This window comes from Halobacillus trueperi, assembly GCF_003386945.1.
Taxonomy (GTDB): domain Bacteria; phylum Bacillota; class Bacilli; order Bacillales; family Halobacillaceae; genus Halobacillus; species Halobacillus aidingensis.
In genome coordinates, this window is record NZ_QUAE01000004.1 from 33,943 (window position 1) to 53,523 (window position 19,581).

Annotated in this window: 20 protein-coding genes; 9 read left to right on the plus strand and 11 right to left on the minus strand. The window is 43.6% G+C overall.

All coding sequences use genetic code 11. The features are described 5' to 3' along the window. Window positions 1–60 precede the first annotated feature (60 nt). The 6 genes from gyrB to dnaA all read right to left on the minus strand — a co-directional run bounded on the left by gyrB (window position 61) and on the right by dnaA (window position 6,722). Window positions 61–1,983 (minus strand): DNA topoisomerase (ATP-hydrolyzing) subunit B, encoded by a 1,923-nt coding sequence (gene gyrB, locus DYE48_RS06715; RefSeq protein WP_115822968.1) that lies wholly within the window; start codon window positions 1,981–1,983, stop codon window positions 61–63. 65 nt (window positions 1,984–2,048) lie between these two features. Continuing rightward, a complete protein-coding gene (gene remB, locus DYE48_RS06720) occupies window positions 2,049–2,333 on the minus strand; it encodes an extracellular matrix regulator RemB (RefSeq protein WP_115822969.1) in 285 nt (94 codons plus the stop codon). Between the two features lie 9 nt (window positions 2,334–2,342). Then, on the minus strand, window positions 2,343–3,461 hold the full coding sequence (recF, locus tag DYE48_RS06725; RefSeq protein ID WP_115822970.1) for a DNA replication/repair protein RecF: 1,119 nt from the start codon (window positions 3,459–3,461) through the stop codon (window positions 2,343–2,345). A gap of 15 nt (window positions 3,462–3,476) precedes the next feature. Next, on the minus strand, window positions 3,477–3,698 hold the full coding sequence (gene yaaA, locus DYE48_RS06730; RefSeq protein WP_115822971.1) for a S4 domain-containing protein YaaA: 222 nt from the start codon (window positions 3,696–3,698) through the stop codon (window positions 3,477–3,479). Between the two features lie 354 nt (window positions 3,699–4,052). Then, window positions 4,053–5,192, minus strand: a complete 1,140-nt coding sequence (gene dnaN, locus DYE48_RS06735; protein ID WP_089650741.1) for a DNA polymerase III subunit beta — start codon at window positions 5,190–5,192, stop codon at window positions 4,053–4,055. Between the two features lie 174 nt (window positions 5,193–5,366). Then, window positions 5,367–6,722: a chromosomal replication initiator protein DnaA gene (gene dnaA, locus DYE48_RS06740; protein ID WP_089650740.1), complete on the minus strand. Its 1,356-nt coding sequence runs from the start codon at window positions 6,720–6,722 to the stop codon at window positions 5,367–5,369. Window positions 6,723–7,394: 672 nt separating this feature from the next. Here dnaA and rpmH point away from each other — a divergent pair. The 9 genes from rpmH to DYE48_RS06785 all read left to right on the plus strand — a co-directional run bounded on the left by rpmH (window position 7,395) and on the right by DYE48_RS06785 (window position 15,971). Beyond that, window positions 7,395–7,532, plus strand: a complete 138-nt coding sequence (gene rpmH / locus DYE48_RS06745; protein WP_089650739.1) for a 50S ribosomal protein L34 — start codon at window positions 7,395–7,397, stop codon at window positions 7,530–7,532. A gap of 260 nt (window positions 7,533–7,792) precedes the next feature. Further along, window positions 7,793–8,146 (plus strand): ribonuclease P protein component, encoded by a 354-nt coding sequence (gene rnpA, locus DYE48_RS06750; RefSeq protein ID WP_115822972.1) that lies wholly within the window; start codon window positions 7,793–7,795, stop codon window positions 8,144–8,146. Between the two features lie 113 nt (window positions 8,147–8,259). Then, window positions 8,260–9,018, plus strand: a complete 759-nt coding sequence (spoIIIJ, locus tag DYE48_RS06755; protein ID WP_115822973.1) for a YidC family membrane integrase SpoIIIJ — start codon at window positions 8,260–8,262, stop codon at window positions 9,016–9,018. Continuing rightward, window positions 9,018–9,632, plus strand: a complete 615-nt coding sequence (gene jag, locus DYE48_RS06760; protein WP_115822974.1) for an RNA-binding cell elongation regulator Jag/EloR — start codon at window positions 9,018–9,020, stop codon at window positions 9,630–9,632. The genes spoIIIJ and jag overlap by 1 nt, the downstream gene beginning before the upstream one ends. Before the next feature lie 752 nt (window positions 9,633–10,384). Then, window positions 10,385–11,761, plus strand: a complete 1,377-nt coding sequence (gene mnmE, locus DYE48_RS06765) for a tRNA uridine-5-carboxymethylaminomethyl(34) synthesis GTPase MnmE (RefSeq protein WP_115822975.1) — start codon at window positions 10,385–10,387, stop codon at window positions 11,759–11,761. A 51-nt stretch (window positions 11,762–11,812) separates the two neighbouring features. After that, window positions 11,813–13,702 (plus strand): tRNA uridine-5-carboxymethylaminomethyl(34) synthesis enzyme MnmG, encoded by a 1,890-nt coding sequence (mnmG, locus tag DYE48_RS06770; protein WP_089650734.1) that lies wholly within the window; start codon window positions 11,813–11,815, stop codon window positions 13,700–13,702. A gap of 17 nt (window positions 13,703–13,719) precedes the next feature. Next, window positions 13,720–14,436 (plus strand): 16S rRNA (guanine(527)-N(7))-methyltransferase RsmG, encoded by a 717-nt coding sequence (gene rsmG / locus DYE48_RS06775; RefSeq protein WP_115822976.1) that lies wholly within the window; start codon window positions 13,720–13,722, stop codon window positions 14,434–14,436. A gap of 167 nt (window positions 14,437–14,603) precedes the next feature. Further along, window positions 14,604–15,095 carry a metallophosphoesterase family protein gene (locus tag DYE48_RS06780; RefSeq protein WP_115822977.1) on the plus strand — a complete coding sequence of 164 codons (492 nt, stop codon included), beginning with the start codon at window positions 14,604–14,606 and terminating at the stop codon, window positions 15,093–15,095. A 114-nt stretch (window positions 15,096–15,209) separates the two neighbouring features. Beyond that, window positions 15,210–15,971 (plus strand): SDR family oxidoreductase, encoded by a 762-nt coding sequence (locus DYE48_RS06785; RefSeq protein WP_115822978.1) that lies wholly within the window; start codon window positions 15,210–15,212, stop codon window positions 15,969–15,971. A gap of 16 nt (window positions 15,972–15,987) precedes the next feature. Here the strand turns inward: DYE48_RS06785 and nei are convergent, their stop codons facing one another. The 5 genes from nei to DYE48_RS06810 all read right to left on the minus strand — a co-directional run bounded on the left by nei (window position 15,988) and on the right by DYE48_RS06810 (window position 19,483). Further along, window positions 15,988–16,821, minus strand: coding sequence for an endonuclease VIII (gene nei / locus DYE48_RS06790; RefSeq protein WP_115822979.1), 834 nt, complete (start codon window positions 16,819–16,821; stop codon window positions 15,988–15,990). An 18-nt stretch (window positions 16,822–16,839) separates the two neighbouring features. Continuing rightward, the gene (locus DYE48_RS06795) at window positions 16,840–17,709 is read right to left on the minus strand and encodes an SDR family oxidoreductase (RefSeq protein ID WP_115822980.1); all 870 of its coding nucleotides are present in this window, start codon (window positions 17,707–17,709) and stop codon (window positions 16,840–16,842) included. Between the two features lie 94 nt (window positions 17,710–17,803). Continuing rightward, the gene (locus DYE48_RS06800; RefSeq protein WP_115822981.1) at window positions 17,804–18,271 is read right to left on the minus strand and encodes a hypothetical protein; all 468 of its coding nucleotides are present in this window, start codon (window positions 18,269–18,271) and stop codon (window positions 17,804–17,806) included. Between the two features lie 23 nt (window positions 18,272–18,294). Next, window positions 18,295–19,281 carry a DUF3231 family protein gene (locus tag DYE48_RS06805; protein ID WP_115822982.1) on the minus strand — a complete coding sequence of 329 codons (987 nt, stop codon included), beginning with the start codon at window positions 19,279–19,281 and terminating at the stop codon, window positions 18,295–18,297. Further along, window positions 19,253–19,483, minus strand: coding sequence for a hypothetical protein (locus tag DYE48_RS06810; RefSeq protein ID WP_089650726.1), 231 nt, complete (start codon window positions 19,481–19,483; stop codon window positions 19,253–19,255). Before DYE48_RS06810 ends, DYE48_RS06805 begins: the two co-directional genes overlap by 29 nt. Window positions 19,484–19,581 lie beyond the last annotated feature (98 nt).

Below are 19,581 nucleotides of genomic sequence, written 5' to 3' on the forward strand. Positions count from 1 at the left end.
TAAAAGGGGAAAGGATATGTTCGCCTCCCTTTCCCACTCTTTCATGACATTCGTTTTATATTAAACATCAAGGTTTTGTACATATTGGGCGTTCTCTTGAATGAAGTTACGACGCGGTTCGACTTTGTCTCCCATAAGAATATCAAAGGTTTCATCCGCCCCCATCGCATCCTCTAAGCTGACCTGAAGCATCGTTCTCGTTTCAGGGTCCATCGTCGTTTCCCAAAGCTGTTCCGGGTTCATCTCTCCAAGACCCTTGTAACGCTGAACGCCAGGCTTCGGTGAATTGGACAGCTCTGCAAGCTTCGCATCCAGCTGCTTATCACTGTACGTGTAGTAAATCGTTTTTCCTTGCTGGATTTTATAAAGCGGCGGCTGAGCGATATAGATATAGCCATGTTCAATCAATGGACGCATATAACGATAGAAGAACGTCAATAGTAAAGTACGAATGTGTGCACCATCGACGTCGGCATCGGTCATGATTACGATCTTATGATAACGTGCCTTTGAAATATCGAACTCTTCACCGATTCCTGTACCAAGGGCTGTAATGATAGCACGGACTTCGTTGTTGGAAAGGATTTTATCCAAGCGTGCTTTTTCAACGTTGATGATTTTACCGCGCAATGGCAGAATCGCCTGGAAATGACGATCCCGTCCCTGCTTAGCAGATCCTCCGGCAGAGTCACCCTCAACAATGTAAAGTTCAGAGATGTTGGCATCTTTGGAAGAACAGTCCGCTAATTTACCTGGCAGGTTGGAAACCTCAAGCGCATTTTTACGGCGCGTCAGTTCACGTGCTTTCTTCGCGGCCATTCTTGCTCTTGAAGCCATCAATCCTTTTTCAACAATCGTTTTAGCCATGTTCGGATTTTCAAAAAGGAACTTTGTGAAACTTTCCGAGAACAGAGAGTCCGTAACGGTACGTGCTTCACTGTTGCCGAGTTTCGTCTTTGTCTGACCTTCAAACTGCGGGTCCGGATGTTTGATTGAGATGATCGCTGTCAAACCTTCCCTGACATCGTCTCCTGTCAAATTCGGATCCGTCTCTTTGAACATGTTGTTTTTACGTGCATAGTCGTTGATCACACGTGTCAAACCGGTCTTGAAACCAGATTCGTGCGTTCCGCCTTCGTACGTATGGATGTTGTTAGCATAGGAATAAATATTACTCGCGAATCCATCGTTATACTGCATGGCGATTTCAATAGATATCTCATCTTGTTCATCCTCGATGAAGAAGGCATCATGCAGGGTTTCACGCGTGCGGTTCATGTGTTCGACATAGGAAAGGATTCCGCCTTCGAAATAGTAATTCACAGGCTCTTCATCCGTACGTTTATCTTCAATCGTGATGGTAAGACCCTTGTTTAGAAAAGCGAGCTCACGCAAACGATTAGCAAGAATCTCAAACTTATATTCCTCTGTCTCTGAGAAAATTTCAGGGTCTGGTTTGAATTGGATGCGTGTTCCTGTCTGATCAGTTTCTCCGATCACCTTCAAGTCTTCTTCTGGAACACCGCGGTGATAAGCCTGGTAATGGATGTTTCCATCACGGTGGACGAACACTTCTAGTTTCGTAGATAAGGCGTTTACGACGGATGCCCCTACACCATGGAGACCTCCGGATACTTTATATCCGCCCCCGCCGAACTTACCTCCGGCGTGAAGAACGGTCAGAATGACTTCAACAGCGGGACGTCCCGTTTTCTCCTGGATCCCGACAGGAATACCACGGCCGTTATCGGTAACGGTAATGCTGTTGTCTTTTTCGATCGCGACTTGAATATGATCGCAAAAACCGGCCATCGCTTCATCGATACTGTTATCGACGATTTCCCATACGAGGTGGTGAAGGCCTTTTTCGTTCGTAGAACCAATATACATTCCTGGACGTTTTCTTACCGCTTCTAATCCTTCCAGTACCTGTATTTGACTCTCATCATATGCCTGCTGCTCTTCGATAATATCTTCCTTCATGGTACTCACCTACATTTCTCAAGTGGTTTATCTCTAATCCCTTACGTCTCTCATCTATCGGTATATTAAAAATCGGACTCTTCCGAGAAATCTTCCAGTTTATTCAGTGTTGTCATCATGTTCGCCCGCTTCTTCAATGTATAGACAGATAGTGGGCTGAAATAGATGATATCATTCGTAATTACAATTGCTTTCGCCTGGTGGTCTTCCGTTTCAATGACCTGCTTTTCCTTACGTTGGTTATGAATCATTTCTTCGATGATAGAAGAAGATGAAATCAAACTATGATCAATGATCGCCACGACATCCTTCGACTGGATGACGTGATCATCCCCGATATGAATGAACAATTCGCCACCTCATTTCTCTACGTCTATCGTTCCTTCTTTCACACGGAAAATCTCCGCTTGTTCCAGTGCTTCATGTTCAATTCCGTCGATACTCGTTGTAGAAACGAACGTTTGGACTTTTCCTTGAATCGTATGAAGCAAATGCGATTGTCTAAAGTCATCCAGTTCACTAAGTACGTCATCAAGAAGCAAAATGGGGTATTCGCCTACTTCACTATGAATCAGTTCAATTTCAGCGAGTTTCAAAGACAATGCCGTCGTCCGCTGCTGGCCCTGTGACCCATACGTTTGTACGTCTTTTCCGTTCACGTAAAAAACCAGATCATCCCTGTGTGGTCCTGCCAACGTCGTCCCGCGTTCCACTTCTTTTGATTCAATTTCTGCAAACTTTTCAGAGAATGTATCTTTTATTGTTTCCAAATTCATATCCTCTGATACTCGCACACTCGCATCATAAGCAATTTCCAGCTTCTCCAACTGCCGACTGATTCCTTCGTGGATCGGTGTCGCCCATGACCTTAGAAGCTGCAGGAATTTGAACCGGCGTTCGACAATCGTCGTTGCATGTTCAATCAGCTGCTCTGTCAAAACACCGAGCATCGTCCGGTCCGCTCCCGGCTTTCGCTGCAAATCTTTCAACAGATGATTTCGTTGTCTGAGAATCTTCTGATATTGACCTAAATGATAAATGTATGTGGGTTGTATTTGGCCGATTTCCATGTCAATAAACCGACGACGCACCTGAGGGCTCCCCTTCACAAGATTGAGATCCTCAGGTGCAAACATCACCACGTTCAAAGCGCCGATGTAGTCGCTCAGACGCTTTTGCTCAATATGATTCAATTTCGCTTTTTTCCCCTTTTTAGAAACGATGATTTCAAGAGGAAAACGACGATTCCGTTTAAAGATACTCCCTTTTATTTTACCATACTCTGCATCCCACTGTATCAGTTCTTTATCTCTGGGCGTACGATGGGACCTAGTAAAAGCGAGTACATAGATCGCTTCCATCAGATTGGTTTTTCCCTGGGCATTTTCACCAATGATGACATTGATCTTATGGTCGAACGTCAATGAGAGCTCATCATAGTTCCTGAAAGAACGTAATGATAACTCATGGATATACATAGAGGAACGCCTGACCTAAGCTTCTTTGACGACAGTGAAGCTGCCGAATTCTTCAACTTCTACTGTATCGCCCACATACAGTTTGCGGCCACGACGATTGTCAGGTTCTCCGTTTACGTAAACTTCAAATTCCGACAAGAAAATTTTCACCATTCCACCAGATTCGACAATATTGGCTAATTTCAAAAACTTCCCTAATGGAATATATTCTGTACTGATACCGATCTCTTCGTTCATAATCATTTCACCCTATTTCATGAATTCACCTATCTTTCATTTTACTAAAGATAGATGTGTAAGGAAAGTGTGAGACAACGAAACAGGTCTGTATGCCTCTTTCATCTCTTGTTTAGTGACATTTCAACCTTCTTATTGCCCCATTCTTCCATCATTCGCTCATTTTCGTTTTTCCCCTGTCTTCACCAATAAACTTAGGCACCTAAGTATCTAGTGCTGTGAAAACGAACAGTTATTAACAAAGTCATCGCTTCCTTGAATTTCCACCGGATAATACATAAAAATCTGACCAATAAGAAAAGGTGCTCTATGCAAAACATAAAGCACCTTTTTACCTTTACCTTTTTCGGAGATTTAATAAGTTCTTACTGGAAGAATCAACTGTAAAATCTGGTCGTCATCGACAGGGCGAATCAAGAATGGGCGCATCGCTCCTGTAAATTCGACTTTCACCTGGTCATAATCGACCGCTTTCAGTGCATCCATCATGTATTTGGCACTGAAAGATATTTTCAGATCTTCTCCATCGACATCAGTCGCCATCACTTCTTCGACAACATTCCCTACTTCCGGGGAATTCCCTGTGATTTCAAGATGATTGTCTTCTTTTGTAATTAAACGAACAACATTGTTGCGATTCTCTTTCGCGAGAAGAGATGCGCGATCTACTGATTGCAGCAATTCCTTCGTGTCAATTTTGACGATCGTTTTGCTTTGTTCAGGAATCAGACGAGAAGTTTCCGGATAATTCCCCTCAAGCAAGCGGGAAAGGAAGTACAGGTGTTTCGTACGGAATAAGACTTGATTTTCTGTCACACTGACTTCAATCGTATCTTCGGAATCATCAAGAATTTTGTTTAATTCCGTCAAACTTTTACCAGGAATGACTACAGCCGGTAAAGATTTTCCTTCTGGTTGTTCCAATGGAATTTTACGTGAAGCTAACCTATGGCTGTCGGTCGCAATGAATTCCAGTCTTCCGTCATCAAGTTTTACATGAACACCCGTCAGGATTGGTCTTGTTTCAGAAGTCGATACCGCAAAAACGGTCTGGCGGATTAAATTTTTTAAAAGGTCAATCGGCAGTTCAAAGCTATCTTCTGTATGAAGTTGCGGAAGTTGTGGGTATTCTTCTGGATCTTGGCCATTCAAATGAAATTCTGCATTTCCAGAACGTATCGTGACATTACGAGTATGGTCACTTTCTATTTCTACAGTATTTTGAGGAAGTTTACGGACAATATCAGGGAAATACTTGGCCTGGAGAACGATGCTTCCCGGTTCAATATTTTCTACATAAACAATACCGTCTTCTTCACTAGGAATGAAAGATTCAATAGAGATATCTGAATCACTACCTGTTAATTTGATTCCTTCTTCACTCGCTTCGAGTTTCATTCCTGTAAGAATTGGAATCGTGGTTCTGGAAGAGATGGCTTTCATGACGTTTTGGACACTATTGATCAATTGATCCCTTTGGATAACGAATTTCATTTTGAATACACTCCTCCTACTTGAGCATATATTAATTATTTTTATATAAAATGTAGTAATAGTACTAGTATGGGCTGTGGAAATGTGGATAACAAGGTTAAACGTTTATTTCATAAGGTTATCCACATGTGGATAGGGTGTTGACGAACGTGCAATCACTATTCACATTATCCACTAGTGAGATTTTAACTGTTCTCTGATTTCATCCAATTCTTTTTGCAGCTGTTGATCATCGGCAACCATTTTTGAAATTTTTTCGTGAGCATGAATGACCGTTGTATGATCACGTCCTCCAAACTCTTCCCCAATCTTCGGCAATGAGAAATCTGTCAGTTCCCTGGATAGATACATGGCAATCTGTCTTGGAAAGGCGACGGATTTTGTCCGTTTCTTCGCTGGGAAATCTTCCAGTCTCACATTATATTTTTCGCCGACCATTTCCTGAATGGCTTCAATTGTAATGACCTTAGGTTTTGAGCTAGGAATGATATCTTTCAAAGCTTCTGCCGCAAGTGATGCGTTGATATCACTATTAATTAAAGAAGAATAGGCAACGACACGGATCAGCGCACCTTCAAGTTCGCGGATGTTTGTATCGATTTGATTGGCGATATAAAGCATCACCTCGTTCGGGATATCGAGTCCTTCCGCTTTTGCCTTTTTACGAAGGATCGCGATTCTTGTTTCTAAATCAGGCGGTGTGATGTCCGTGATCAGTCCCCATTCAAATCGTGAACGCAGACGGTCTTCCAGTGTCGGAATTTCTTTTGGCGGACGGTCACTGGAAATGACAATCTGCTTGCTTTCTTCATGAAGTGTATTGAACGTGTGGAAGAACTCTTCCTGTGTTTGTTCTTTTCCTGCAAGGAACTGTATATCATCTATTAAAAGCACGTCGACACTACGGTATTTATTTCGGAAATTGACGGCCTTGTTGTCTCTAATGGAATTAATGAATTCGTTCGTAAACTTTTCCGATGATAGATACACCACTTTGGCATTCGGATTATGATCGAGTACATAGTGTCCGATCGCATGCATCAGGTGCGTTTTACCAAGACCGACGCCACCATAGATAAACAATGGGTTATAGGCTTTGGCTGGTGCTTCTGCCACAGCTAAAGAAGCAGCATGAGCGAAACGGTTGCCCGAACCGATAACAAAGGTATCGAATGTATATTTGGAGTTCAGCATGCTTTGTGGTGATTCTTCGTTTCCATTGTTTTTTACATTCGGTACTTTCTTAGAGGATAGTTTCACATCTTCTAGTGAGTCGTCTTTAGATTCCGGAATTATGAACTTTGTATCAAGTTTCGCCCCTGTCACTTCATATAAAGTTTCCGTAATCAAGCTCTCATATTGATTTTCAAGCCAATCTCTGGCGAATTCATTCGGAGCAACGATTGTCAGCGTATTTTCATTCAAAGAATCTGCTTTGGTTGCTTTCAGCCATGTTTCAAAGCTCGGTTTGCTGATTTTTTCTTTAATCTGCTCGAGCGTATTGTTCCATAATTCATTGATGTTCTCCAAATTGTTTCACCCCTCTCTGTTTCAGTGGAAAACAAAAAAACCTTTCGTTCTCTTTTTCGAACGTAGCAAAAGGATCGAAAGGCATTCGTATAAGGTTTGTATAATAGATGTCGTTAAAAAACCTCTGATCGGATGTGGATGTCCGGAAGTTGATTTTACTAGAGTTCTAGAAAGTTATTTTCAATATCCACACTCTTGTGCATAACTACATAAACAGCCGTGTTAATAACTGTCCACATGTTATCCACAATCTGTGGAAAAGATTTATGGTCTTCAGAAGTCATTCACGGTTAAACACAAATATAATACCAGATAAAAACGGCAGTTGCAATGGTTCACGATAACTTATCCACAATTTCAACGCCTTGTAGACAAAACTCATCCACAACACTATATTTTGTGATTTTCTTGTCGATATTTGTTGTGGACAGTAGAAAACGCAGGTTTAAATTATACACAGATCCTGTGAATGTTCGCCAGGGGGAGATTTTGTTCGCTTATTTTAGACAGCTGTTTTCACTTGTTATAGTACAGGTCTGTTATATAACGGGTGTGATCTTCACGGGTCTAGTCGTAAAATAAAAGTTGACAAAAAGTAAGGGGATTTATTATACTAATCGGGACTGCCTTTTAGATGTATTATTGGAATTTTCCTCAGGAGGTGTATATATAATGAGTAAACGCACGTTTCAACCAAATAACCGTAAGCGCAAAAAAGTACACGGCTTCCGTGCACGCATGAGCACTAAGAACGGTCGTCATGTTCTTGCACGCCGTCGTCGTAAAGGAAGAAAAGTTCTATCAGCATAGGCCACTGAAAACAATCAGTGGTCTTTTTTTCAGTATAATGGTCAAAAGAGGGGGCGGATCTTCGTCCCTCTTTTGTTTTTTAGAGAAAAGATGAGCGTAGAATTCTCTGTTCATTCTTTTATAGATTTTTGATCGCCTAAAAAGGTGAGAGCAGGATAAAAAGAGATGTTTTTCTACATAATGTAAAAGATCTCTTACTGGGAGTGGAAGGCAAAACGGTCTGCCCAAGCCACCTTGTTTGTGATTTTGGAGGGTGTTCGATGAAAAAAGCTTATCGTATTAAAAAAAATGAAGACTTTCAAAAGGTTTTTCGTCGCGGGCAGTCGTTCGCCAATCGCCAGTTGGTCCTTTATTATATGAAAAAGGAAGATCAATCCCATTTCCGAATCGGTTTATCGGTCAGCAAGAAAATTGGTCATGCGGTCATGCGGAACCAGATCAAGCGGTATCTCAGGCAAGCCTTTCATGAACTCGAGAAAGAGATCCACCCGAATTACGACCTTGTCATCATTGCACGGAAACCGACGAACCAAATGGAATTTCATGAGATAAAGAAAAGCCTGACCCATGTATTATCACGGTCAAAGCTATTAAATAAAAAAATTCGCACGTAATCATATAGAATTATGGTGTCAACTAATGCTAAACTTATGATTGTCGTATAGTCATTCATCGGTTTGTATTTAAAAAAAGATAGAAGAGCGATTTCAGTAAGGAGGAAGGAACGTTGCGGAATAAATTACTCATCCTGGTCGCGATGACAGGTATGCTTACGTTCCTATCCGGGTGTATGGACGTCAACAAAGAGATTACCTCGGATAGTACAGGATTTTGGAATGAATATATTGTTTATCCATTGTCACAAACATTGTTGTTTTTCGCTGATGCAACAAATGGAAGTTACGGGTTAGCGATCATTATCGTTACGATCATTATCCGTGTCTTGCTTTTGCCGTTGAACGTCAAACAATTGAAAAGTTCAAAAGCGATGCAGGATATTCAACCGGAATTGAAAGAATTGAGAGAAAAATACTCTTCAAAAGATGCTCAGACACAACAGAAGCTACAACAAGAAACGATGCAGCTATTCCAGAAAAACGGCGTCAATCCACTCGCGGGTTGTTTGCCAATCATCGTTCAAATGCCGATTTTGATTGGTTTCTATCATGCAATTATGAGAACAGAAGCTGTTCAAACTCATAACTTCTTATGGTTAGAGCTTGGACAAGCGGATCCGTTCTTAGCGATTCTGACTGCAGCAACAACTTTCCTGCAGCAAAAATTGATGATGGCTGGAGGAGCGGCTGCACAGAACCCGCAAATGCAAATGATGCTTTATATCATGCCGTTAATGATCGGTACATTCGCATTCTTCTTCCCATCTGCCCTTGCGTTGTACTGGATTGTCGGTAACATTGTCATGATTCTTCAAACCATTTTCATTCGTAAACCAATGATGAAAGATGAGACAGGAGGAGCAAACTAGTGAAGCAATGGACTGCTACGGGGACCACAGTTGATGAGGCGATCCAAACAGCACTAGAGCAATTACACACATCAAGAGATCAAGTCGATGTCGAGATCATTGATGAAGGTAAAAAAGGATTTCTCGGTTTTGGTACGAAACCAGCGATTGTAAAAGTAACGATCAAGAAAAATCCAGTGCAGGACGTCGAAACATTCATCTATGAAGTAGCAGAACAAATGGGCGCTCCTGTCCAGGTGAAAACAGAGCTCCGTCAGCGCGACATTTATATGGAGCTTGAAGGTGACAAGATTGCGATGCTGATTGGTAAACGCGGCCAAACATTGAATTCACTTCAATACTTGGCTCAGCTCGTTGTGAATCGCGAGTCCGATGTCTTCTATACCGTCATGTTAGACGCAGAAGGCTATCGTGGTCGAAGGAAAGAAACCTTAGAAAATCTCGCCAATCGATTAGCTGAAAAAGCGGTACGGACCAATCAGGAAGTGAAGCTTGAGCCGATGCCGTCGTATGAAAGAAAAATCATACACAGTGCGCTGCAAAACCATAAAAAAGTCGAAACGGATTCTGACGGAAATGACCCCCGCAGACACGTCGTCATTCGACCTCAATAATGTTTTACTTATGCTTCTGTTCATCACCCATGAACAGAAGCATTTTTTATGGATCTCTAAATCAACAAACGCTCCCTTCTTGGAGACTTAGTTTCGAGACTTTTGTGTGCGTTTGGGGGCTCCTGGTAACAGTTCGCTTTCCCTCCGTCCCTTGGCCAAATAAGTGTCTCGAAACACCCCGGAATAGGTAACTTTCTAGTGTAATGGAACACCGTGAATCCAACTTTAATACTTGCAGTCGTTCGTACTAAAGCTTGCTCTAGAGCTATATTCAACTAGAAAGTGGTAGGTGTGCAAGATGCTTCATCTATGCGGGTTCGTTTCTCACCTATATCGAATGGGGTGGTTGGGAAGCTGCGAGACTCCCGTGGGAGAAGGAGATAGGCGAGATCCCGCAGGACGTAGTCCGAGGAAGCTCGGCGCTCCCCCACAGGAAAGCGAGTAGCTTCCCAGACACCCCTGACGCTCAACACGGCAAACGAAGCCCAAAACATATCGAAACTAAGTATTCAAGAATCCTGCTATATTGTTTAATAAATATCTGCTGGTCGTATTGTTCCCTGTTATGGTGGGGAAAATGATAGGAAGAGTTATACACATGTGGACAACTAGAAGGTGCGGAAATAGGGAATATACGTGTTGATATCTTTTCAAAACACGTGGCGGTGTGGTAAGGTAGTATGTTAGTGACAACAAAAATATTCCTGTTGTGGATAAATATAAATCAAACATTTTTCAGGAGGTGAGTGCGTGTGGAAACAGATACAATAACCGCAATTTCGACCCCAATGGGAGAAGGGGCGATCGCCATTGTCCGTTTGAGTGGACCTGAAGCAGTGGCGATTGCTGCCAACCTTTTTAAAGGGAAGGATTTGAACGAGGTCGATTCCCACACCATGCATTACGGAAAGATTATTGACCCAGAATCGGGCGAAATGGCGGAAGAAGTGATGGTATCTGTCATGCGTGCCCCGAAAACTTTTACACGAGAAGATATTGTAGAGATCAACTGCCACGGAGGGCTTGTTTCTGTCAATCGCCTCTTAGAGATTGTGTTGGCGAGCGGTGCCAGATTAGCGGAACCCGGAGAATTCACGAAGCGTGCCTTCTTGAATGGCCGTATCGATCTTTCTCAAGCGGAAGCGGTCATGGACTTGATCCGCGCCAAAACGGACCGGGCGATGGATGTCGCTTTGAAGCAGATGGATGGCCGGCTATCGAAACTGATTCAGGAATTGAGACAAAAGCTTCTCGAGACGCTCGCTCATGTCGAAGTGAACATCGACTATCCAGAATATGATGATGTCGAAGAGATGTCTCATGAAATGATGGAAGAGAAGACGAAAGAAGTGCACGAGGAAGTCACCCGTATTCTTCAAACCGCTAAGCAAGGAAAAATTTTGAGAGAGGGACTGGGTACGGCAATTATCGGTCGTCCGAATGTCGGGAAATCCTCCTTGATGAATGCCCTTGTCCATGAAAATAAAGCGATTGTGACAGAGGTCCCAGGTACGACCCGTGATGTGATCGAAGAATACGTCAACGTCCGTGGCGTTCCGCTTCGTCTTATTGATACGGCGGGAATTAGGGAAACGGAAGACATCGTAGAAAAAATCGGGGTCGAACGTTCAAGGCAAGTACTGAAAGAAGCTGATCTGATTCTGTTTGTGTTAAACTATGGGGATGAGCTGAGCGAAGAGGATAAGAAACTTTTCGAAGCGATCCGGGATATGAATATTATCGTAATCGTCAATAAAATGGATCTAGAACAGCGGTTGGACCTTGATCAAATGAAGGAATTGGCTGGGGATCACCCAGTGATTACGACCTCCCTGATCCGTGAAGAAGGCATCGACCAATTGGAAACAGCGATTGGAGATACGTTCTTTGAAGGGGATCTGGACGCTGGTGATATGACATATGTTTCGAATGTCCGCCATGTTCAGTTATTAAAACAAGCGAAACAAGCCCTTGAAGATGCCCAAAATGGTATGGAAATGGGGGTTCCGCTTGATGTCGTACAGATCGATGTTACAAGAACGTGGGAGATTCTCGGGGAAATCGTCGGGGATACGGTTCACGAAAGCTTGATCGATCAGTTATTCTCGCAATTCTGCTTAGGAAAATAAACGTTCTGTTTAAATGATATTCATTATGATAAAAAAAGGAGAGTCATCCGAATGACATATGATGCAGGGCATTATGATGTAATTGTTATTGGTGCTGGTCATGCCGGAGTAGAAGCAGGTCTTGCTGCCGCGCGCCGCGGGGCGAAGACGTTGATGCTGACCTTGAACCTCGACCTCGTTGCCTTTATGCCATGTAACCCGTCCATTGGTGGTCCCGCGAAAGGGATTGTTGTACGTGAAGTGGATGCATTAGGTGGAGCGATGGGGCGCGTTATTGATAAAACGCACATCCAGATGCGTCTTTTAAATACAAGAAAAGGGCCGGCGGTACGAGCGTTGAGGGCACAAGCTGACAAACCGCTTTATATCAAAGAAATGAAGCGGGTGCTTGAAAATCAGGAGAACCTGACGCTTCGTCAGGCCATGGTTGAAAAAGTACTGGTGGAAGATAATCAGGTCAAAGGTGTCGTCACAGAAACGAAAGCGGCCTACTATGCTCCGACTGTGATCGTTACGACCGGTACATTCATGCGAGGACGCGTCATCATCGGCGACTTGTCGTATGAAAGTGGCCCGAACAACCAGCGATCCACTGTTTCTCTTTCTGAACAGTTGGAGGAAATGGGCATTGAAATGGTTCGTTTCAAAACCGGAACGCCGATGCGTGTCAATAGTCACACCATCGACTATTCCAAAACTGAAATTCAGCCAGGAGAAGAAGAGCCACGCTCCTTTTCTTATGAAACGACAGAGTTCATCACCGACCAAATTCCGTGCTGGCTGACGTACACGAACGAAGACACCCACAAAATCATTAACGATAACTTAGGGCTATCTGCGATGTATTCAGGGGCGATCAAAGGTACAGGACCGCGTTACTGTCCGTCCATTGAAGATAAAATCGTTCGTTTCAATGATAAACCGCGTCACCAGATTTTCCTTGAACCGGAAGGAAGAGATACGGAGGAAGTCTATGTCCAAGGCCTTTCCACCTCACTTCCAGAGTACGTGCAGAATGAAATGATGCGTACCGTACCAGGTCTTGAAAAAGCGGAAATTATGCGTGCCGGTTATGCTATTGAATATGATTCTGTTGTGCCGACACAGTTGTGGCCGACACTTGAAACGAAGCAGATTGAAGGCCTGTTTACAGCTGGACAGCTTAACGGAACGTCCGGGTACGAAGAAGCGGCCGGGCAAGGCTTGATGGCAGGGATTAACGCGGCTGCGAAAGCGCTCGATCTTGAACCATTGATTCTTGACCGTTCTCAAGGTTACATTGGCGTCATGATTGATGATCTTGTGACCAAAGGAACAGGCGAACCGTACCGTCTGCTTACGTCCCGTGCAGAATTCCGTTTGATGCTTCGTCACGATAATGCGGATCTCCGTCTGACAGAAATCGGCTATCAACTCGGTTTAATTCCTGAAGACCGTTATGAGCGCTTCCGGGAGAAGAAACGTTTGATTGAAGAAGAGAAAAAACGGCTCGACAAAGTCATTTTGAAAGAGACGGATGAGGTTCAATCTGTCATCGAAGAAGCGGGTGGATCGAAGCTGAAAGATGCCATCCGTGCGACTGACTTACTGAAGCGTCCAGAAATGAATTACAGTCACTTGGAACGTTTGACTCCAAGCGATGTTCCCCTGCCCGACGATGTTAAAGAACAGGTAGAAATCCAGGTGAAATACAGCGGCTATATTAAAAAAGCTCTGGAGCAAATCGATCGCATGAAGAAGATGGAGACGAAGAAAATTCCTGAAGACATTGATTATGATGCGATTCACGGCCTTGCGACAGAAGCCCGTGACCGCCTGAAATCAGTCCGACCTCTATCTGTCGGACAGGCCTCCCGTGTATCAGGAGTGAATCCAGCAGACGTTTCCATTCTGCTTGTGTATATCGAACAAGGGAAAATCGCCCGCGTATCCGGGGAATAATTTGAAAGGATGGGCTTATGAATATCAACACCTTTCTTAAAGCACTACAGGAACATGGCATAGAACTCGACAATCACCAGCAGCGCCAGTTCGAAAAGTATTTTGACATTCTTGTTGAGTGGAATGAAAAAATGAATCTCACGGCAATTACCGATCAGGAAGGCGTCTATTTGAAACACTTTTATGATTCATTGACGGCTGCCTTCTACTATGACTTCAATCAACCGCTCCGTATTTGTGATGTCGGAGCGGGCGCCGGTTTCCCGAGCTTACCTTTGAAAATCGTCTTTCCGCAGTTGAAAGTGACGATTGTCGATTCTTTGAAAAAACGAATCACATTTTTGAATCACTTAGCCCACGAATTGGAGCTGGATGATGTCGCTTTTTATCATGATCGTGCCGAAAACTTCGGGAAAAATGCGAATTTCCGCGAAAGTTATGACCTTGTGATGGCGCGCGCCGTTGCGCGAATGTCCGTCCTTAGTGAATTATGTCTGCCTTTGGCTGTCAAAGGAGGAAAGTTCATGGCGATGAAAGGTCCGAACTTGAAGGATGAAATGGAAGACGCGAAGATTGCAATCCAAACCGTCGGTGGTGAGGTGCTTGATGTTCACACGTTTGAATTGCCTGAAGAGGGTAGCGAGCGGAACATCGCCATCATTGAAAAGAGAAGAAAAACACCTAAGAAATACCCGAGAAAAGCGGGAACACCAAATAAAACACCGATTCAATAACATCAATTACCTCTCTGCCTCTGGTAGAGAGGTAATTTTTTTAGGGAATAGGAGAACGAGGACATTAACTGCTAGTTACAGGACTTTGAACTAGAGAAACAGGACATTGCCCGGAAGATAGGGGATATTGAATTTGAATTGCAGGAAGTTGAAGGAGATGATCAAAAGTGGAAATCATTGTGCTTTCGGATACACATATGCCTAAAAAAGCGAAACAGCTTCCGGAACGTTTTTTAAAAGAATTGAAGAACGTGGATGCCATTATTCATGCTGGAGATTGGCAAACGTTAGAGCTTTATGAAACGTTGAAAGACTATGCTCCCGTGTACGGGGTGTATGGAAATGTAGACGGGGAAGAGGTCCAAAACAAATTTCCGGCAAAACAACTGCTCGAATGGGAAGGATACCGGATCGGAATCGTCCATGGCCACGGAGAGAAAAAGACGACGGAAAAACGTGCGCTGGAATCTTTCGAAGATGGTGCCGTGGATGTGTTGATTTACGGACACTCTCATATCCCAGTCCTCCGATATTTTAAGAGAACGCTCTTGTTCAATCCTGGCTCTCTCACTGATAAAAGGCGGTTGCCCATGTATTCGTTCGGGAAACTTTCCTTAACAAAGGCTGGAATCCATACGGAACATATTTTCTTTTCTTGATTATGAAAATATATTTCATAAAAAATATTTAAACGATGAAAGGAATTTCATCACCGCCTATCGAAAGGTATATAAGAGAATGTAAACGCTATCGTAGCGTGAAAGGGGATTGAAATGACAGAGAGTTTATTTCGTTTAGATGGAAAAATAGCAGCCGTCACTGGCGGAACAAGAGGAATCGGGCGTGCTGTAGCTATCGGTCTTGCCGAGGCTGGTGCTGATGTTGCCTTGTTACAGCGGAACACATCACAAGTAGACGTAAAAAAAGAAATCGAAGGCCATGGTCGAACATGCCACATCATTCCATGTGATTTGAGTGATAAAGATCAAGTGAAAGAGGCGATTCCATCGGTTGTGGAAGCGTTCGGTCGTGTTGATATTCTAGTGAATGCAGCAGGAATTCAGAGGCGTTCCGATGCTGTTGATTTTTCTGAAGAGGACTGGGATGATGTTCTGAATATCAATCTCAAAACGACGTGGATCCTCTGTCAGCAAGCGGGGCGCTATATGGTGCCGAACAAGAGCGGGAAAATCATCAACTTCGCTTCCTTGTTGTCCTACCAGGGAGGCATTCGTGTACCCGCGTATGCGGCTTCCAAAGGTGGCGTTTCCCAGTTGACGAAAGCCTTATCCAATGAATGGGCGAAAGAAGGTGTCAATGTCAACAGTGTCGTACCTGGCTACATCGCGACTGATATGAATACGGCGCTTATCCAAGACGAAGAAAGGAACAAGCAGATCCTTGATCGAATCCCAGCAGGTGACTGGGGAAAACCGGAAGACTTCATCGGTGCCGCGGTCTTTCTTGCTTCTGATGCCTCCCGTTATGTACACGGACATCAGTTGGCCATTGATGGTGGTTGGTTAGGAAGATAAAAAAATCCCGCTCCTTTTATGAGGGAGCGGGATTTTTTTGGCATGTCGGACAGTAGTAACAGCGCCGAGAAGCGGCACGGAACTTGATGATTTCTGTTCCATCGATCCGGCACGGTCGGTCTTCCCGATTGAAGACCCAGTGCCTGTACTCATAGCGCTTTTTGCCTTTCTTTTTCAACTCTTCTGCAAGGGCTGGATCGTTTGTGATGCCTTTATTTTCATAGGAACGCCACATCAGGTCGATGCACGCTTTTGCTGCACGGTAAAGCTGTTCCTCTGTGCAATCGATGGGTCTTGAAAATGGAGATATCCCAGCAACGAATAGAATCTCACTGCGCAAGTAATTTCCGATTCCTCCGATGAATGCTTGATCCAGGAGGAGAGAGGTCCATTTTCTTCGTTGAAATCTTTTTTCCTGAAAACGTGCAAAAAGATCATCTGGCGTCACATCTTCACTTAATAGATCGGGTCCTACTTTTGAAAGAAAAGGGTGCTCGTCCTCTTCTCCATTTTTCAGCACTTCAATATCTGAAGCACTATAAAGGAGGGCGGATTTCTTTTCATTATGAAGGGCGAGCCGCAATTGACGGTTTGTTTTCGGGTAGTTATAGGCGTTTCTAATGTACCATTTTCCGTATAATTGGTTATGCGAATAAATCACCTGGTCATTATCGAAGCGGATGAGCATCGCTTTTCCTTTTGTATCAACCCTGGTGACTTTTGAGCCGCGTAGGATTTCTTCATATCCTTGTAAATGGTCAAAGGCAAAACTGATATCCATGATGGGTCTGTTTTTTAATGCTTTTTCTACGGAATCTGCTGCCCGTCTGATTTCTGGTCCTTCTGGCATTTGTGTCGTTCCTTTCGGTCAGCTTGATGTAAACATTCCTCCGTTGATATGGATGAACTGTCCCGTCATGTAGGTGGAATCGTCTGATGCGAGTAGAACATAACTCCCTACATGTTCCACAGGCTGACCGGGACGACCCATCGGTGTGTTCGTACCGAATTCCTCCACTTTGTCTTCTGAGAATGTAGCCGGAATGAGTGGTGTCCAAATCGGCCCTGGAGCAATGCCGTTGACACGAATCCCCTTCTCGACTAATTGCTTGGCCATCGAACGGGTAAATCCAACAACCGCTCCTTTTGTTGCCGTATAATCCACAAGGTGAGGGTTCCCGATATATGGGTTTACGGAAGCGGTATTAATGATGGAGCTTCCTTTTCTCAAATGGGGAATCGCTGCTTTTGTTAAATGGAACATGGAGTAAATGTTCGTCCGGAATGTGCTTTCCAATTGTTCTGTAGTAATGTCTAACAGATCGTCCGTCGGGTGTTGTTCGGCAGCGTTATTGACGAGAATATCCAATTGACCAAGCTCGTTCACCGTGCGTTCGACCGCTGTTTTGCAAATTTCCTCATCACCGACGTCCCCAGGAATCAAGATGGCACGGCGTCCTTCCTCTTCGACTTTTTTCTTCGTATATTCGGCATCTTCATGCTCCTCTAAATAAGAAATAGCAACGTCGGCGCCTTCCTTCGCGTAGCCGATGGCCACAGATCGTCCAATACCGCTGTCACCACCTGTAATCAAGGCTACTTTTCCAACTAATTTATTGCCACTTTTATAATCCTCTTCCGCCTGCAAGGGCAGGGGGTTCATTTCATTTTCCACCCCTGGCTGAATCGACTGTTCTTGTCCTGGTTGACCGTTTGTTTGGCGTTGTTCTCTATTCATACGTGAACTCCTCCTCAAATGTTGTTTGTTTGATGTCATTCCACCATATGGGAAAAATCAAACAAACATAGCAAAAAACCCCTCATCGTGAGATTTATGAGGGGCGGATGGAAGAGCGTAATAATAAAGATCTTATGAATAATCCAATGACTATCCCTGGAAGCAAGAACAGGATGGGCAGCCAGACGGGTCCAATTAAAACACCTCCCACCTTGAATAGAGGTGAATAGATCAAACCTATGGTAACGGAGTAAGCACAAAAGGCAAAAGGAACAAAGGCATAAGGAGCGCATTCCCCATCCGCCTCACGGTACGCATCCCAAACGGCGAACATGTACACACAAGGATAAAACATCAGCCATTGATAGTCCGTCACTTCAATGGCTTTTTCTATATTTCCGTGAAAGCTATGGACAATCGCCATGTTGAAAGAGCTGTTCACGTTGAGGATCACTTCTAAAAGGATGAAGGCGAGTCCCTTGATGAGATGTCCATTCAACAGCTGGCCGAATCCCGGAAAAGCAATGCTCCATAATAAAATTTCCAGTCGTTTTTCTTTCATATCGATTCCTCTTCCGCTAAAAATTATTGGATGAGTTTCTGTCTGTCTGGAGCTTGCGGGGGTTCTTCAAACCATCCATTATGAATCATGATATCCAGACCGTCTTTGGCATAGATCGCGGCTTCTAAAATGAACTTATGATAAATGAAGACAATATCGTACCGGAGCCCCACGGCTGAACCAGTGGCATAATTCACTTGTCCAGATGAAGCAAGAACGCTTATTAAATACATCATGAGTCGGTCAGAGAAGACAGGATCTGTGTTTGTGGTCAAATAATTGGCAGATACCATCGGCGTCAAAATTCCGGACTGATCTAAAAGAGTGGAGAACGACTTCCGATGTTTAATCGACATCTTTTTCCCTTGTTTCATATACTCTTTGACTGTTTTGTTCTTACTAGTCTGCGCAAATCCCTGACACAATACCTCTCCGAGGGTGTTAGTTTTTATGTTTTCATACAAATGTGTGATTTCCATTGTATTCAAGGATCTTTTACTAAATGGATGATAGTATTTTTTAGTTTCAATGTATTCTGTTTCTTTGGATACTGCGATTTGCGGAGGTCTTATATAAACCTCTTTTTCCATTCCGATGTTCACACAGCGGTTGTAAAGTTGATCTTGTTTGTTTATCCGTTCCGATAAAAATTCACGGACATCTTCTCTTGATGAGGTCCCTAAAGAGAACCCATCAGAAGTAAGACCTACCTTTCCCATGTGTCCCAGGAAGGTCAACATAAAGGCATCTGTAAACAGCTTTGGAGCATTGGGGTTCAAGTCATCCAAGCTGTAACCGTTGGGAACAGGGAGACCCGCTTCCTCAAAAAATCGCCCGCAATCTTCGATCCCTCTATCTGCTAATTCTCTTGCCAATCCTATTAACGGTTGAATTTCTTCATCCCTATGCGTCAATTGGAAATGTTCCAATATGGGGATGGCCATACTGTTCTGCACATATTGTGTCCATAAAAGGCCGGTTTCATTGGCTGTCAGTGTTTTTTTGGACATATTGGTTACCCTCCTGTGATGATGGTGGCGGCTCTAACTTACTCTCTTTCACTTCTTCCTTATACAACAAATAACCAGGCAAACAGACCAGGTTTACAAGGAAAATGTAGATCAATAATTTAGCTAACCAGTCGATGACGAACACAGTAGAGATAAAAACTAATGCAACGATGATCAGTGGAGAAAGATAAGCGTAAATCATGGTTCGTCCTCCTTGTCTCTTTTATACTTTCCGTCCAGGTATAAATTATTACGAAAAGAGGATGATAGGAGAAAGAAGTCAGACTGTGGAATAAAGGA